The organism is Pseudonocardia humida, assembly GCF_023898865.1.
Classification (GTDB): Bacteria; Actinomycetota; Actinomycetes; order Mycobacteriales; family Pseudonocardiaceae; genus Pseudonocardia; species Pseudonocardia humida.
Window position 1 is genome coordinate 45,813 of record NZ_JAGSOV010000006.1, and the last position, 15,705, is coordinate 61,517.

At 74.2% G+C, this 15,705-nt stretch carries 16 protein-coding genes; 6 read left to right on the forward strand and 10 right to left on the reverse strand.

All coding sequences use genetic code 11. The features are described 5' to 3' along the window. Nucleotides 1-6 precede the first annotated feature (6 nt). On the forward strand, nucleotides 7-1,539 hold the full coding sequence (locus tag KDL28_RS01660; protein WP_252435337.1) for a GGDEF domain-containing protein: 1,533 nt from the start codon (nucleotides 7-9) through the stop codon (nucleotides 1,537-1,539). Nucleotides 1,540-1,575: 36 nt separating this feature from the next. Here KDL28_RS01660 and KDL28_RS01665 read toward each other — a convergent pair whose 3' ends face one another. From KDL28_RS01665 to KDL28_RS01685, 5 genes are all read right to left on the reverse strand, one after another. Further along, nucleotides 1,576-1,740: a hypothetical protein gene (locus KDL28_RS01665; RefSeq protein ID WP_252435338.1), complete on the reverse strand. Its 165-nt coding sequence runs from the start codon at nucleotides 1,738-1,740 to the stop codon at nucleotides 1,576-1,578. Between the two features lie 37 nt (nucleotides 1,741-1,777). Beyond that, complete coding sequence (locus tag KDL28_RS01670; RefSeq protein ID WP_252435339.1) at nucleotides 1,778-3,103, reverse strand: MFS transporter; 1,326 nt, start codon at nucleotides 3,101-3,103, stop codon at nucleotides 1,778-1,780. A 148-nt stretch (nucleotides 3,104-3,251) separates the two neighbouring features. Then, a complete protein-coding gene (locus KDL28_RS01675; RefSeq protein WP_252435340.1) occupies nucleotides 3,252-4,169 on the reverse strand; it encodes a TIGR03564 family F420-dependent LLM class oxidoreductase in 918 nt (305 codons plus the stop codon). Nucleotides 4,170-4,376: 207 nt separating this feature from the next. Further along, entirely contained in the window at nucleotides 4,377-5,822 is a 1,446-nt protein-coding gene (locus KDL28_RS01680; protein ID WP_252435341.1) for an MFS transporter, read from the reverse strand. Further along, a complete protein-coding gene (locus tag KDL28_RS01685; protein WP_252435342.1) occupies nucleotides 5,749-6,246 on the reverse strand; it encodes a MarR family winged helix-turn-helix transcriptional regulator in 498 nt (165 codons plus the stop codon). Before KDL28_RS01685 ends, KDL28_RS01680 begins: the two co-directional genes overlap by 74 nt. A gap of 295 nt (nucleotides 6,247-6,541) precedes the next feature. Here KDL28_RS01685 and KDL28_RS01690 point away from each other — a divergent pair, with 295 nt between their 5' ends. After that, entirely contained in the window at nucleotides 6,542-6,928 is a 387-nt protein-coding gene (locus KDL28_RS01690) for a MerR family transcriptional regulator (RefSeq protein ID WP_252435343.1), read from the forward strand. Between the two features lie 15 nt (nucleotides 6,929-6,943). On the opposite strand, the gene KDL28_RS01695 is transcribed toward KDL28_RS01690, so the two are convergent. The 4 genes from KDL28_RS01695 to KDL28_RS01710 form a co-directional block, all read right to left on the reverse strand. Next, the gene (locus KDL28_RS01695) at nucleotides 6,944-7,717 is read right to left on the reverse strand and encodes an enoyl-CoA hydratase/isomerase family protein (RefSeq protein ID WP_252435344.1); all 774 of its coding nucleotides are present in this window, start codon (nucleotides 7,715-7,717) and stop codon (nucleotides 6,944-6,946) included. A gap of 42 nt (nucleotides 7,718-7,759) precedes the next feature. Next, entirely contained in the window at nucleotides 7,760-9,172 is a 1,413-nt protein-coding gene (locus tag KDL28_RS01700) for a phosphotransferase family protein (protein WP_252435345.1), read from the reverse strand. Nucleotides 9,173-9,182: 10 nt separating this feature from the next. Next, on the reverse strand, nucleotides 9,183-9,815 hold the full coding sequence (locus tag KDL28_RS01705; RefSeq protein ID WP_252435346.1) for a TetR/AcrR family transcriptional regulator: 633 nt from the start codon (nucleotides 9,813-9,815) through the stop codon (nucleotides 9,183-9,185). Nucleotides 9,816-9,928: 113 nt separating this feature from the next. Continuing rightward, the gene (locus tag KDL28_RS01710; RefSeq protein WP_252435347.1) at nucleotides 9,929-10,924 is read right to left on the reverse strand and encodes an acyl-CoA dehydrogenase family protein; all 996 of its coding nucleotides are present in this window, start codon (nucleotides 10,922-10,924) and stop codon (nucleotides 9,929-9,931) included. 70 nt (nucleotides 10,925-10,994) lie between these two features. Between KDL28_RS01710 and KDL28_RS01715 the strand changes: the two genes are divergently transcribed. Beyond that, nucleotides 10,995-11,789 (forward strand): enoyl-CoA hydratase/isomerase family protein, encoded by a 795-nt coding sequence (locus KDL28_RS01715; protein ID WP_252435348.1) that lies wholly within the window; start codon nucleotides 10,995-10,997, stop codon nucleotides 11,787-11,789. Between the two features lie 6 nt (nucleotides 11,790-11,795). Here KDL28_RS01715 and KDL28_RS01720 read toward each other — a convergent pair whose 3' ends face one another. Then, nucleotides 11,796-12,434 carry a TetR/AcrR family transcriptional regulator gene (locus KDL28_RS01720; RefSeq protein WP_252435349.1) on the reverse strand — a complete coding sequence of 213 codons (639 nt, stop codon included), beginning with the start codon at nucleotides 12,432-12,434 and terminating at the stop codon, nucleotides 11,796-11,798. 80 nt (nucleotides 12,435-12,514) lie between these two features. On the opposite strand from KDL28_RS01720, the gene KDL28_RS01725 reads away from it, so the two are divergent. Genes KDL28_RS01725 through KDL28_RS01735 form a run of 3 tightly spaced genes read left to right on the forward strand, consistent with a single transcriptional unit; the run spans nucleotide 12,515 to nucleotide 15,691 of the window. Then, the gene (locus KDL28_RS01725; RefSeq protein WP_308215907.1) at nucleotides 12,515-13,450 is read left to right on the forward strand and encodes an alpha/beta fold hydrolase; all 936 of its coding nucleotides are present in this window, start codon (nucleotides 12,515-12,517) and stop codon (nucleotides 13,448-13,450) included. A gap of 1 nt (nucleotide 13,451) precedes the next feature. After that, nucleotides 13,452-14,657: an LLM class flavin-dependent oxidoreductase gene (locus tag KDL28_RS01730; RefSeq protein ID WP_252435351.1), complete on the forward strand. Its 1,206-nt coding sequence runs from the start codon at nucleotides 13,452-13,454 to the stop codon at nucleotides 14,655-14,657. Beyond that, nucleotides 14,657-15,691, forward strand: coding sequence for a zinc-binding dehydrogenase (locus tag KDL28_RS01735; protein ID WP_252435352.1), 1,035 nt, complete (start codon nucleotides 14,657-14,659; stop codon nucleotides 15,689-15,691). Before KDL28_RS01730 ends, KDL28_RS01735 begins: the two co-directional genes overlap by 1 nt. The last annotated feature ends 14 nt before the right edge of the window (nucleotides 15,692-15,705 follow it).

The following is a 15,705-nucleotide window of genomic DNA, read 5'->3' on the forward strand; positions in this document are numbered from 1 at the left end:
CGGTCGATGGGCGTACCACCGAGCCGGCACTCCGCACCGGCCATCCCCGCGGCCGTCGCCGTCACGGCGCTCGCCGTCGGTGCGCTCTTCCTGCCCGACCTCCCCGGCCTGGACCAGACGCTGGTGGCCAACCTGGTCGCGCTGGTCACCTCGGCGATGGCGGCCGCGTGCGGGTTCTGGCGCGCGTCGCGCTCCACCGGGCGCCGCCGCCACGCCTGGACCGCCCTCGGGGCCGGGCTCGCCTGCTGGGCCGTCGGCGAGGCGATCTGGACGTGGTTGCAGGCCACCGGCCGGGAGCCCTTCCCCTCGGTCGCCGACCTGGCCTTCCTCGGGTTCGGCCCGCTGACCTGCGTCGGGCTGCTACTGATGCCGGTCCGCGGCGGACGGGTGCGGCGGCTGCAGAGCGTCATCGACGGGCTCGCCGCGAGCACGGCGCTGCTGCTGATCAGCTGGGCCACCGCGCTGGGGGCCGCGGTGCGCACGGCCGAGGACGTCCGACCGCTGGCCTCGGCCGTGTCGGTGGTCTACCCCGTCCTCGACATCGCGGTCGCGGTGCTGGCGGTGCTCACGATGGCCCGCGTGCCGGCCGGGGCGCCCCGGCGGCCGCTGGCCCTGCTGACCGTCGGGCTGCTCGTGCTCAGCGTCGCCGACAGCGCGTTCGTCTTCCTCACCGCGACCGAGGGCTACGAGCCCGGGACCGTCCTGGACGTCACCTGGAACCTCGGGTTCGGCTGCATGGCCGTCGCGGCGCTGCTCGACCCCGGCCGCGACTGGCGACGGCGACGCCGCACGACCCGCGAGGCGATCGTGCCCTCCGGCGGGCTGCTGCCCTACCTGCCGGTCGCCCTCGCCCTCATCGTGGTCAGCGGCACCGAGGTGACCGGGCGGAGCTCGTCGCTGCTCGAGAAGCTGGCCACGCTCGTGCTGATCGCCCTTCTGCTGGCCCGCCAGTACCTGGCGCTGCGCCAGAACGCCGCGCTGGTGGCGCGCGTCGCGGCCCGGGAGGAGGAGCTGCAGCACGCGGCCCACCACGACGCCCTGACCGGCCTGGCCAACCGCACGAAGTTCCGCGAGCGGCTCGAGCACGCCCTCGGGCTGCACGCCCGCGACCGGCGCCCGGTCGGCCTGGTCTTCCTCGACCTCGACGACTTCAAGCTGGTCAACGACACGCTCGGGCACGCGGCCGGCGACGCGCTGCTGATCGGCGTGGCCGGGCGCATCGCCGGACTGGCCCGCGCCGGCGACACGGTCGCCCGCCTCGGCGGCGACGAGTTCGCGGTGCTGCTGGAGTCCGGCGACGACGCCGAGCGCTGCGCGGCGCGCATCGCCGATGCGCTGCGCGCGCCGTTCCCGATCGCGGGCCGGCAGCTCACCGCGCAGGTCAGCGCCGGGGCGGTGCAGCTCGGGGAGCCCGACGACCCGGTCGACGCCGACGAGCTGCTCGCCCGCGCCGACTACGGGATGTACACCCACAAGTACGCCCGCAAGCAGCTGCCGGGGAGCCGACCGCGCCGACCCGTACCCCTCGACCAGAGCTGATGCGGTGCCGCCGGGACCAGGGGGCCGCGCCGGAGCTCAGAGCCCGAAGGCACCGCCCTCGACCGGGATGAGCACCCCGATGCCGACCAGCAGCAGGAACACCGCGCAGAACACGGCCACCCCCGCGGGCCCGACGGTGGCGAAGACCGGCACCCCGAGCACCGCCACCCCTCCCCCACCGATCCCGGCGGGGTGGATCACACCACCCGCCGTCCGGTGGGGTCGGGGCGCCCCGCGGTCAGTCGGCCGAGGCGGTGGGCGCGAGCACCGCGTCGCCCGCGGCGGTCCCGGCCAGCTGCGAGCGCCGCCACGGGCCCTCGAAGAACAGGATCGCGATGCCGAACGCGGCCAGGCAGACCAGCGAGACGATCAGCCAGCCCGACCAGCCCACCGACGCCACGACCAGCGGCGCCACCAGCAGCACGACCACCGCGATGACCTTGGTGACGAACGCGAACAGACCCCACGCGGTGCCCTGCAGGCGCGGGTCGATGTCCTCGGCGTTCTCCGAGAAGTTCGCCATCCACGGCGCGTAGGCCAGCGCCAGGCTGCCGCCCAGCAGCATCCCGGTGATCATCAGCCCGATCGTCGAGGTGCTCTCCGGGTTGCCGGTCATCCAGATCAGCACGCCCAGCACGACCAGGGCGAGCGCGGTGCCGACCGCGGCGAAGGGGCGGCGCAGCTGGAGGCGGTCGGAGTACCGCCCGGCCGCGATGAGCACGACGATGTCCAGGATCCAGAACGCGGTCATGATCTGCGAGGCCTCGGCCGGGGTGACGCCGAAGGTCGCCACGAGCATCGTCTGGCCGAACACGAGCAGCGTGATGTAGATGACCAGCCAGGACGAGATGCCCAGCACGTGCGCCCAGATGCAGCGGCTGCGCAGCAGGTCGGCCATGCGCGGCTCGCGCGACTCGGTGGCCTTGCCCACGGCGGTGAGCTCGGTCTGGCGGATGGTGGCCTTGAGCGCCGGCGAGAGCTCGGCGATGTTGGCCGCGATCACGATCGAGACCACGAGCGAGACCGCGCCCATGATCACGAACTGGGACTGCCAGTTGCCGAAGAGGTTGAGCGTGGCCGCGGCGATGGCCGCGGACAGGAAGTTCGCCCCGACCGGGCCCCAGGTCCAGAAGCCGAACGCCGTGGCACGGCCCATCCGCGGGGAGAAGTCGCGCACGAGCGGGGCGGTGCAGGCGATCGCGATGCCGTCGACGAACGACAGCACGCACCGCACCACCAGCAGCTCGCCGGGGGTGGTCACCAGGGTCATCGCGAAGCACAGCAAAGCGGTGATCAGCATGGCCGGGACCAGGAGCTTGACCCGCCCGACCTTGTCGGTCATCCGACCGGCCAGTATCCCGGACACCGCCCCGGCGATCGCGGCCGCCGCGGAGATCGCGCCGTAGGTCGGCAGCGTCATCTGCAGGTCGTCGAGCAGCAGCGGGACCACCGGCGCGATCGCCGCCTCGTAGGAGGTGATGAGGCTGGCGAGCACGGCCATCGTGAGCAGGAACGCGCGGCGTCGCCCGGTCGGATAGCTGTCGAGGTACCGCACGTAGGACACCTTCACGACTCCCCCTGTCGTCGTTGACGTGTCGAGGACCATCCAGCCGGGACCGGATCCTAGAACCGGTTTCTGAGTCTGGGCCCCGGTGGCGGGAAGTCAAGAGTCGATCGGCCGCACCCCGAAGCGGATTCGGGCGAGCGGGGCGCTACCCGGCAGCGAGCCCCGTGAGCAGGGCCCGCGTGCGCTTGCGGGAGGCCGACCGGTCGTCCCCGACGGGGAACGGCGCCGCCCAGACGTCGGTCGCCCCGGCCTCGAACAGCGCCCGGATCCCCGCCTCGACGGCGGCCTCGTCGCCGACCAGGACGGCGTCGCCCGGGCCGGCCACCCCGCCGTGGGCCAGGATGCGCTGGTAGTTCGGGAGGGTGCCGTAAACGGAGTAGACCGAGGCGGCCTCCGCGCGGGCCTCGGCGACGTCGTCGTGCACGGCGACCGGCAGCCCGGCGACGATCCGGGGCTGCGCCCGCCCGGCGGCCGCTGCCGCCTCGCGGATGCGCGGGGCGACGTGCTTCTCGATGGCGGTGGCGGTGCCCATCCAGAGGATGGTGCCCGCGGTGCGCTGCCCGGCGACCCGCAGCAGCCGCGGCCCGAGCGCCGCCAGCAGCAGCGGCACCGGACCGCCCTCGGGCAGCGCGGGCGGCTGGGCCCGCACCCGGTACTCCTGCCCGTCGAACGACACCGCTTCGCCGCGCAGCAGCGGCGCCAGGACGCCGATGTACTCCTCGGTGTGCCGGCCGGGGGTCGCGAAGGACATCCCGTACCGGTCCTGGATGACCGGCCGGTGCGAGGGCCCGATCCCGAGCGTGAACCGCCGGCCCCCGATGGCCGCTGCGGTGCCGGTGGCCCGGCCGGCCTGCAGGACCGGGTGGCAGGTGTAGCTGGGCAGCACGGCGGTGCCCAGCTCGATGCTGGAGGTGGCCCGCCCGGCCAGCGCCATCGCGACCAGCGGGTCGCCCAGCACGGCGCTGGGGTACCAGAGCGCGGCGAAGCCGTCGGCCTCCGCCCGCTCGGCCTGGCGCACCACCTGCTCCACGCTCGTCCCGAAGCCGGTCAGTCCGATGCGCATCCGGGCACCATCCACTTCCTCGTGGGGCGGGCCCGAGTCGTCGTCGGGCACCTCGGCGACAACATAACAAGCGTTCAGGCCGCGGTGATCGTCCGACCGGGCCGACCAGTGCGCGGGCTCGCCGCACCGTGGAAGCCCACCGGAACGGCGATGTCCGCGGACCGCCGCAGTCCTCGGTGGTCTGGCCGCCGTTCGATGATGGTGCGATCAGGCCTCGTCGTCGTCAGGGTCCCGGCGTCGCCACCGTCGCAGTGCAGGATGCGTTCCCGCGATCACGGCCACCGCCAGCACGCAGGCCAGCCCGCCGCTGACGGCCGCGGCCGAGGCCGAGGCCAGGCCGGCGACGAGCCCTGCCCGCGCGTCGCCGAGTCCGGGCCCACCCGCACCGACGGCGTACTGCGCCGAGTTGATTCGGCCGCGGAATCCGTCGGGTGTCTCCAGCTGCACGAGCGTTCCTCCCGAGATCACCGAAACGCTGTCCGCGGCGCCCGCGATGGCCAGGCACGTCAGTGTCGCGGCGAGGCCGTCGACCAGGCCGAACCCGGCCAGCGCCAGCCCCCACACCCCGACCGAACCGAGCATCACCGCGCCAGGTCGGGCGGCGCTGGTGACCGCGCCCGACAGCAGCCCGGACGCTATGCCGCCGACCGCGACTGCGGTGAGGAGCAGTCCGAGGGTGTGCGGGTCGCCGCCGAAGCGCTCCTGGTTGATGGCCGGGAACAGTGCGACCGGGATCGCCAGCACGGTCGCGGCCAGGTCGGTCGCCAGTACCCCGCGCAGTGCCGGGCGTCGCCAGAGGAACGCGAGTCCCTCGCCGGTGGCGCGCAGTCCCGCCCGTGGTGTGCCGCCCTCGGGACGCATGGAGGGCAGCCGGGCCACCCCGTAAAGCGAGAGCAGAATCGCGAGGGCGTCGACGGCATAGGCCCAGCCCAGACCCCAGCGGGCCAGCACCACCCCGGCTACCGCCGGGCCGACGAGCATCGCCACCTGGAACGCGAGGATCTCCAGCGCCACCCCGGCCGCGACCTGGGGCCGCGGCAGCAGCCGGGGGATGAACGCCCGCCGCGACGCGAAGCCCAGCGCGGTGCAGGACGTCTGCGCGGCGACCAGGGCCAGGACCAGCGCCGCAGACTCGAGACCGGCCACCGCCTGCGCCGCCAGCAACGCCGCTGCGACGACCGCACCCACGCTGGTCAGCAGCACCACGCGGCGGCGATCGAACGTGTCGGCGATCGTCCCTCCGACGAGGCCGAGCACGATCGTCGGAACGGCCGTCGCCACACCGATCGCGCCGGTCCACAACGGGCTGCGGGTCAGCTCCCACACCTGGTAGAGCACCGCGACGACGGCCATCTGCCCGCTGAACCGGATCGCCACCGTCCCGCTCCACAGTCGGCGGAACTCCGGCGATGTCCGCAGCGGGCCGATGTCCAGAAGTCCCGTCCGCACTACGTCTCCTCGCGAAGTGAGACAGCGGCCGATGACCCGTGGCTGTGCCGACCCAGGCACGTCCCAGCCGGCCGAACCCGAATCCGCTGGGCCGCAACGGGCCGGCGCCGCGCTGTCGGCCTCGGCCCGGTCACCTGTTCGCACCAGGTCCCGATGTCGTCGAGCCGGCATCGGGATCAGCGTCGTCGTCCGGGCCGCCGGCATCGCCGGTCGTCTCCTGCCGTGCTGCCTTCTGGTCGTCCGGCGGCTGGGGAGGCATGGCGCCACCGATGAGGTCGGAGATCCGGTCCTTCATGCTGCGCCGGCGCAGCGCCTCCGTGGTGGCGATCACCGCTCGGCTCAGGGAGTGAGGCATGACCTCGTCGTCGAGCTGAGCAACCGCTTGTTCGGTGGCCCGCCACTCCGCCTCGAGGAACGGTACGAGCGAGCGGCCCCGCTCGGTGAGGGTGATCCGCCGGGTGCGCGCGTCCTCGCCGGGCTCGGAGTCGATCAGTCCTTCCCGGCGCATGCCGGCCAGGGTCTGGCTGATCGCCGAGTGGGTGCGACCGAGCGACTCGGCGAGCTCGCGGATCGTCAGTGGCCCGGTGTGGGCCAGTCGGATCAGGGGATGGACGTACCGCGGGCGCACGTCGTGCAGGCCCCGGGCTGCGTAGACGTTCTCGATCTCAGCCTCGATCTCGGCGAGCAGGTCCCGCAGCGGCTGCCACCGACCTCGGGACCTCGTGGGATCCGAAGATGTCACAGTGCTAATATAACAGCGCTGCCACATCCCGGGGACGCATGCCCTGGCCCTCGGGCGGTTGGCCCACCGCCTCCGCTGACCGGCGCCGCACGTTGGCGCCCCCCGCCACCGCCTGGGCGTCGACGAGCGGTGAGCGCACACCGGTGGACACGCGCACCGGCGCGGTACTGCAATGAACGGCATGTGGTCGATCGGCGACGTGGCGGCCCGGTTCGGGTTGCCGACGCACGTGCTGCGGCACTGGGAGGCGGAAGGGCTGCTGGCACCGGCGCGCGAGGGCGACCGCCGTCGCTACTCCGACGCGGACGTGCACCGGGTGGCGGCCATCCTGATCTCGAAGGAGGCCGGCTTCGGCCTCCCCGACATCCGGACGATGCTGGCCGCGCGGTCGGCACCCACCCGCCACGAGGTCATGACCGGGCACCGCGAGCGGCTGCTGGAGCGGATCGCCCGGGCGCGTGCCGCGCTCGACATGCTCGAGGGCGGTCTGGAGTGCCCGCACGACGACCTCATGGCCTGCCCGCACTTCCAGGGGTTGCTGGCCGACCGGCTGCGCCCGCCGCGCTGACGGCCGCGGGCCCGCTCAGCGCCCGACGTAATGCGGCTCGCGCTTCTCCAGGAACGACCGCACGCCCTCGCGGTGGTCCTCGGTGGCGAACAGCTCGCCCAGCGTCGTGCTGACCCACTCCCCCAGCTCGGACCAGTCCGGGTCCAGCGCCCGGCGCAGCCCGCGCTTGAGCGCCGCGACCGCCAGCGGCGGGTTGGCCGCGATCCGCCCGGCCAGCTCCAGCGCCGCCGGCAGCAGCTGCTCGTCGTCGACGACCCGGCCGACCAGCCCGATCCGCTCGGCCCGCTCGGCGTCGATCACCTCCCCGGTGAACAGCAGCTCGGCGGCCCGCTCGCGACCGACCAGCTGGGCGAGCCGGGCGATGCCCGCCACGTCGCTGCACAGCCCGCGCTTCACGAACAGCTCGCCGAACCGCGCCCGCCGCGCCGCGACCCGCAGGTCGGCCATCAGCGCCAGCTCCATACCCCAGCCCACGGCCGGGCCGTTGACCGCGGCGATCACCGGGACGTCGGACCCCAGCAGCGCGCCGGCCGCGGGGGTGAGCCGCGGCGCCGGTCGTGGGGCCGAGCTCGCCTCGCCGCCGCCCATCAGCTCGCGGACGTCGTCGCCGGAGCAGAACGACCGGCCGGCGCCGGTGATCACCAGCACGCGGGCGGTCGTCGTCCGGACGACCTCGGTCAGCTCGTCGTAGGTACGCCGGCGCAGGGCGTTGTGCACGTCCGGCCGGTCCAGCGTCAGGACGCCGACGTGGCCGTCCACCTCGTAGCGGATGTCCTCGTACCGGCTCACGATCTGCTCGACCTCCTCGTCGTCGATCTCCCGCTGACGGCGCTACCGGCCCGGCTGCTGCAGGTAGCGCGGGTTGGCCACGGCGAGCCGGTCGGTCACCGCGGCGCGCACGGCGCCCAGCACCGCCGGGTCGTCGGCGGCCAGCGCGCCCGACCGGATGGCCGCCGCCAGCCCGGCCTGGTCGTCGCGGGCCAGGGCGGCGAGCCGGCTCCGTTGCCGACCCGCCTGCTCGGGGCCCAGGCGCAGCTCGCGCTCGACGCCGTCGAGCACGTTCGCCGCGACCCGGGACAGGAAGTTCAGCCGGCCGTCGGTGGCCGCCATGACCTCCGTGCGCAGGAACTCGGCCACCGCGGCGACCAGCTCCGGTGAAGCGGGCCGACCGTGCAGGTCGGACCACGGCAGGGGCTCCCCCGACGGTGGCGGGCTCGGCTCGGCGGGCAGCCCCAGCGCGAGCAGCACGTCGTGCTCCTGCTCGCACACCCGGCGCCCGATCGCGGCCAGCTCCACCGAGCGGCTCTGCCCGGACAGGTGCCGCTCGGCCATCCCCCGGCAGCCCACGGCCCAGCGGGCGGTGCCGTAGACCTGCCACCACAGCACGTCGGCCGGGTCGGGACGCCAGCCCGCGACGCCGGCGTAGCCGTCGAGCAGCTGCTCGACGGAGCCGAACCCGCCCGCCGGCAGCGGCGAGCCGAACCGCCAGCACCTCACGCACAGCCAGCCCAGGTCCTCGCGGGGGTCGCCGCGGTGCACGATCTCCCAGTCCAGCACCGCGCGCAGGCCGTCCTCGGCGATGATCAGGTTGCCGGTGCGGAAGTCGCCGTGGACGACGGTGTCCGCCACCGGCTCCGGCCGGTGCTCGGCCAGCCAGTGCAGCGCGATCTCGATGGTCGGCAGCGGCTCGCCGAGCGCGTCGTAGGAGGCCCGCAGGTGCTCCAGCGGGTCGATGCTGGGCAGGCCCGGCACCTCGGCCAGCGGCAGCGCGTGGATGCGGGCCAGGGTGGCGCCCAGCTCGGCCGCCATACCGGCGCGGGCCGTGGCGTAGCGGTCCTCGCGCAGCAGCCGCCGGGCGATGGTCTCGCCGTCGACGTGCTCGGTGACCAGGTAGGGCGCGCCGACGACGGCCGGGTCGGTGCCGGCGTCGACCAGGTGGGGCACCGCGACGCCGGCCGCGCCCGCCGCGCCGATCGCGGCCGCCTCCAGGGCCATGCCCGCGGGCCGGCCCATGCCGGGCGGGTCGCGGCGCAGCACCAGCCGCCGGTCGTCGCCGTCGAGCCGCGCGGTGAACGACCAGGTCTCGCGGCTGGCGCCCCCGGTCAGCCGGCGCAGGTCGACGATCCGCACGCCCGCGCCGAGCACACCGCTCAACCGGGCGGCCAGCAGCTCGGCGAGCACCGCGGGATCCGCGGCGGCGGCCGGGTCGGCGCGCCGGGCGCCCTCGACCGGACGAGCCGTCATCGCCGGCCCCTCAACCCGTGTCGTCCTCCGGGGCGGGCCCGCCCACCATGGCCAGCGCCAACCGCTGGTAGCGCGCGACGAGCTGCCGTCCGGACAGCCGCCCGGACGGGGAGAACCACGCCGCCACGCCGGTGCACATGACCACGATCGCCCGCGACGCCTCCGACGCCAACGGCGTGGCGAACACACCCCGCTCCACGCCGTCGGCCACCACCGCGTCGAACAACCGCTGCTGCTGGGCGCGCTTGGCCAGGTGCCGGGTGCGCACCGGCTCCTCCAGCGCCCGCAGCTCGCTGGTGCCCAGCAGCGTGCCGCGCTGGTCCTGCAGGTGGAACAGGATCTGCACCTCGACCAGCGCGCGCAGCCGGGCGACCGGGTCGTCCCCGGCCCCGTCCAGCGCGGTGCGGGTGCGGCTGAGCAGGGCCTTGATCCCGCGCTCCATGATCGTGGCCAGCACCTCCTGCTTGGAGGCGAAGTGGTGGTAGAGCGCGCCCGCGCTCAGCCCGGCCCGCTCGGCGATGTCGCGCACCGAGGTGCCGTGGTAGCCGTGCTCGGCCATCACCGCGATCGCCGCCTGCAGGATCGCCGCCTCGCCGACCGGCGCCGGACGGGCGGTCGGGTCGGAGCCTGCCGCACCCGCCACCGGGCCACCTCCCGTCCGATCCGCCGGGGCCTGGGCGGCGGACGGGCCACGCTACTCGCGCGCGGGCGGCCATCACGTGACGGCCGGGCGGTCGGCCGACGGACCGGGCGCGGTCACGACCGCACCTTGCCCGGCCCGGCGAAGCCGAACAGGTAGCCGGCCACCTTGCGCATCTGGATCTCCTCGGCCCCCTCGGTGATCCGGTACCGGCGGTGGTGGCGGTAGATGTGCTCGAACGGCACGTGCCGGGTGTTGCCGAGCCCACCGTGCACCTGCATGGCGCGGTCGGCGGCCTCGCAGACCAGCCGGTTGGCCCGGTAGTTGCACATCGAGACCTTGTCGCTGATCTGCATGTGCGGGACCCGGTCGAGCTCCCAGGCCGTCTTGCGGACCAGCCCGCGCACCATCTCGGCCTCGGTCTGCAGCTCCACCAGCGGCCACTGGATCTCCTGGCGGGTGGCCAGGGGCCGGCCGAACGTCCTGCGCTCGCGCGCGTAGGAGACGCTGCGGTCGATGCAGTACTGGCCGGCCCCGACCCCGGAGGCCGCCTGCCGGATGCGGTTCTCGTGCACGATGATCCAGTCGCCACCATCGCGTACGGCGGTGGTCTCCATCCAGGTGGCGTCGCTGCCGTGCTCGGGCTCGGTCAGCCCGAATCCGATCCGGGTGGTCCGGGTGAGCATCGACTCCAGGAACTGCGCTTTCTGCTCGGCCGTTCCGTATTCCAGCATCATGTGCACGAACGGGAAGTTCCCGACCACCGACGACTCGTTCTGCAGGTCGTTGTGCAGGCCGAGCCCGCGGTGCGCGAGGTGCTCGCGGATGACCGCCATGTCCAGGTTGGAGCCGTCCGAGCCGCCGACCTCCGCGGGCAGGCCGTAGCGCAGCCACCCGGCGGCGTCGGCCCGGCGGAACATCTCCCGGAGCAGTTCCTCCCATTCCCGGCGGGGCACTCCGCCGTTCTCGAAGTCGGTGCGGGCGTACTCGCGGCGGTGGTCGAAGAATCGCTCGTTGTCGTCCTGGTGCTGCAGCGGGACGATCTCGGAGTCGATGAACGCGTCGAGCTCGGAGAGCCGTTGCGCCAGCTCCGTCGGAAGCGCGAAGTCCACGAACCCTCCCTAAACGATCGTTCAGCTAGCATGGCACCGCACCCCGGGCCCGGGGAAGAGGAGGCGGCACATGCGTGAGATCCGCTACGACCAGGCCGACGGCGTCGCCACGGTGACGATCGACCGCCCGGACAAGCGCGGCGCGATGACCTACGCGATGCTCGGCGAGTTCGGCGAGGCCGTGGCCAGGGCGGGCGCCGACCCCGACGTGCGGGTGCTGGTGGTGACCGGCGTGCCGGGCAGCTTCTGCTCCGGGATCGACCTCGCCGACCTGGCCGGGCGCCGCCCGGACGACCGCGGCCGCCCCGGCGGCGACGGCGGACCGACCGACGAGCGGGGCGGGCGCATCCCGCTGCTGGTCGGCTGCCCCAAGCCGGTGCTCGCCGCGGTCGACGGGATGGCCGTGGGCATGGGCGCGGAGTTCGCCACCCAGGCCGACCTGCGGATCGTCTCGGACCGGGCGCGGTTCCGGTGGAACTTCGTGCACCGCGGGCTGGTCAGCGACACCGGCGCGGGCACCTGGCTGCTGCCCCGCCAGATCGGCCTGGCCCCCGCCCTGCGCCTGCTCTACACCGGCGAGGACCTCGGCGCCGCGGAGGCGCTCTCACTCGGCTTCGCCACCGCCGTCGTGACCCCCGAGGAGCTGCCGTCGGCGGCGGCGGGGCTGGCCGCCCGGATCGCGGCGTCCTCGCCGTTCGCGGTCGCCCGGACCAAGCAGCTCGCCCTCGACGGGCTCGCCCGCGACCTACCGGCGCACGTCCGGGCCACCGGCGTCGCGCTCGCCGAGTGCTTCGCCTCCGCCGACCACGCCGAGGGCGTGGCCGCCTTCCTGGAGCGCCGCCCCGCCGACTTCCCCGGCCGCTGACCGTGGTCAGGGGTTGGCGAGGCGGGCGCCGGCGCGACCGAGGGCGAGGAACAGCTCGGTGGTGTCGCGCACGAGCCGGTCGCGCTCGACCGGGATCTCGCCGTCGAGCCAGCGCATCAGCAGCTCGCTGAACCCGCCGACCAGGAACGCGGCCACCACCCGGTGCGCGACGCCGGGCTCCTCGCCGCCGGTCTCGGTCGCGATCAGCCCGGCGATCAGCGAGCCGGACTCGAGCCGCCGGTGCAGCAGCTGCTCGTGCGCCCGGCCCTCGACGTAGAGCACCCGGGCACGGCGGCGGTCGGTGTCGACGAACTCGGCGGTCGTGGCCACGAGCGCGCGCACCCGGGCCACCGGGTCGGTCCCCGCCGCCCGCACCGCGGCGTCGCCCGCCTCGCGCAGCTCCTCCACGACCCGGTCGAACACCGCGACGACCAGGGCGTCGATGTCGGGGAAGCTCTCGTAGAAGTACCGGGCGTTGAGCCGGGCGGCGGCGCAGACGCCGCGGACCGTGGTGCCCGCCAGCCCGAGGGTGCCCAGCAGTTCGAGACCCGCGTCGAGCAGCAGGGCGCGGCGCTCGGCCACCCTGTCGGCCGCGGGCACGCCCGCCCAGCGGGCCGGCCTGTTGGTCTCGTCAAGTCTTGGCAACGCACGTGACCATACCTTAGGTTCCTGGCAACGACCGTTACCAGGAAGGTGGCACCGTGGCCGCTGAGCGCACAGTCGCTGTGAACGGAGTCGAGCTGCACGTCCTCGAGGACGGGCCGGCGGACGGGCCACCGGTGATCCTCGCCCACGGCTTCCCCGAGCTGGCCTACTCGTGGCGCCACCAGCTGCCGGCGCTGGGCGCGGCGGGCTACCGGGTCCTCGCCCCCGACCAGCGCGGCTACGGCCGCAGCTCGCGGCCCGAGGCGATCGGCGACTACGACATCACGCACCTGACCGACGACCTGATCGGCCTGCTCGACGACATCGGCGCCGAGAAGGCGGTGTTCGTCGGGCACGACTGGGGCTCGATGGTGGTCTGGCAGACCGCGCTGCTGCACCCGGACCGGGTGGCCGGGGTGTGCGGGATGAGCGTGCCGTTCAGCCCTCGCCCGCCCGCGCCGCCCACCCAGCTGTGGCGCCAGGTGTTCGACGGCAGGTTCTTCTACATCCTCTACTTCCAGGAGCCCGGGGTCGCCGACGCCGAGCTGAACGGCGACCCGGCCACGGCCATGCGCCGGATGCTCTGCGGCGTGCGCACCGACCGGGGCGGCTCGATCGACTCGAACGCCGACGACGGGCGCGGGTTCGTCGCCCGGTTCCCCGAGCCGGACGCGCTGCCGGACTGGCTCTCGCAGCAGGAGCTGGACTTCTACATCGCCGAGTTCACCCGCACCGGGTTCACCGGCGGGCTGAACTGGTACCGCAACTTCGACCGCAACTGGGAGACGACCCCGCAGCTGGCGGGGGCGAAGGTCGGCGCGCCGAGCCTGTTCATCGGCGGCGCGCTGGACCCGGTGCTGGTCATGGCCCCGCCCGACCGCCAGGGCGAGTGGCTCACCGACTTCCGCGGCAACGTGCTCGTCGACGACGCCGGGCACTGGGTCCAGCAGGAGAAGGCCGACGAGGTGAACACCGCGCTGCTGGACTGGCTGCGCGGCATCGGTTGGGGGAAGTGAGATGAGCCGTCCGCTGAACTTCGGGGTCTTCTACGCCCCGTTCCACCCCTACGGCCAGGACCCGACGCTGGCCTTGGAGTACGACCTGGAGCGCATCGAGGCGCTCGACCGGTTCGGCTTCGACGAGGCCTGGGTGGGCGAGCACCACTCGGGCGGCTACGAGCTGATCGGCAGCCCGGAGATCTTCATCGCCGCCGCCGCGCAGCGCACCAAGAACATCCGGCTGGGCACCGGCGTCGTCTCGATGCCCTACCACCACCCGTGGTTGCTGGCCGACCGGATCTGCCTGCTCGACCACCTCACCCGCGGCCGGCTGATCTTCGGCACCGGCCCGGGGGCGCTGCCCACCGACGCGTTCGTGATGGGCATCGACCCGGTCGAGCAGCGCCGCCGCCACGAGGAGGCGCTGGAGGCGGTGACCGCGCTGTTCTCCAGCGAGGAGCCGGTGACCCGGGAGACCGACTGGTTCACCATGCGCGAGGCGCGCCTGCAGCTGCGGCCCTACCAGTGGCCGCACCCGGAGATCGCGGTCGCGGCGATGGTCTCGCCGTCCGGGCCCCGCCTGGCCGGCCAGTACGGGGCGTCGCTGCTGTCGCTGTCGATGTCGGCGGCCGCGGAGGGCTTCGCGGCCATCGGCAACGCCTGGGGCATCGTCGAGGAGCAGGCCGCCAAGGCAGGCCGCCCGGCGCCGGACCGCTCCACCTGGCGGGTGCTGGGCCAGATGCACATCGCCGAGACCCGCGAGCAGGCCGTCGAGGACTGCCGGCACGGGCTGCGCGACTTCGCCAACTACTTCGGCGGCGGCGCCGGGTTCGTCCCGCTCGCCGACGGCGGCGACGGCGAGGTCTCCGACACCGCGTTCATCGAGCAGTACGCGGCCAGCGGACGCGCGATGATCGGCACCCCGGACGACGCGATCGCCTACGTCGAGAAGCTGCTCGACCAGTCCGGCGGGTTCGGCACGTTCCTGCAGCTCGGCCACGACTGGGCCGCCCCCGCGGCGACCATCGAGTCGTACCGGCTGTTCGCCCGGCACGTGATCCCGCACTTCAAGGGCCGGCTGGCCGCGCCGAAGGCCTCCCACGACTGGGCGGTCGGCAAGCGCGAGCAGATCTTCGGCCGGGCCGGCGAGGCGGTCGTCAACGCGATCAAGAGCCACGCTGTCGAGCAGGCCGGCGCGGCGCCGCAGCAGCAGGGGCAGGCCTGATGCGCGCCGCGGTGCTCAACTCCGGGGAGATCCTCGTCCGCGAGGACGTGCCGGAGCCCGTCCCGGGGCCGGGCCAGGTGCTCGTGCAGGTGAAGGCGTGCGGCATCTGCGGGTCGGACCTGCACTTCGCCAAGCACGGCGCGGACATGCTGGCGCTGGATCGGACCATGCAGGGCGTGCCGCGCATGGGCGGCGAGGAGCTCGACCTGTCGCGCGACGTCTACATGGGCCACGAGTTCGCCGGCGAGGTGCTCGAGGCCGGGCCGGGCACGACCGCCCCGCCGGCCGGGACGCTGGTCACCGCGTTCCCGGTGCTGCCCCGCCCGGACGGCTCGGGCATCGACGCCATCGTCTACTCGAACCGGATCAAGGCGGGCTACGGCGAGCGGATCGTGCTGTCGGTGCCGCTGCTGCAGGAGGTCCCCAACGGGCTGCCCGCCCACCACGCGGCGCTCACCGAGCCGATGGCGGTGGGCCTGCACGCGGTCAACCGCTCCGGCGTCGAGGCCGGGCAGAAGGCCGTCGTGCTGGGCTGCGGTCCGGTCGGGCTGGCGGTGATCGGGGCGCTGAAGGTGCGCGGCGTGGAGTCGATCGTGGCCGCCGACTTCTCCCCCGCCCGCCGCGCGCTGGCCGCCGGGCTGGGCGCCACCGACGTCGTCGACCCGCGCGAGGAGACGGCCTGGGCCCGGGCAGGCACGGGCGCGCCGGTGGTCGTGTTCGAGGCGATCGGCGTGCCCGGGATCCTCGACGACATCCTGCGCTGCGCGCCCGCGCAGTCGCGGGTGGTGGTCGTCGGGGTGTGCATGAACGCCGACACGGTGAACCCGTACTTCGCCATCAGCAAGGAGCTGAACCTCCAGTTCGTCCTCGGTTACACCCCCGAGGAGTTCGCCGCGTCGCTGCGCTCGATCGCCGAGGGCGAGATCGACGTGGCCCCGCTGGTCACCGCCAGGGTCGGGCTGGACCGCGTCCCGTGGGCGTTCGAGGCGCTCGGCGACCCCGAAGAGCACTGCAAGATCGTCGTCGAGCCGTGAACCCGGAGCCGTGA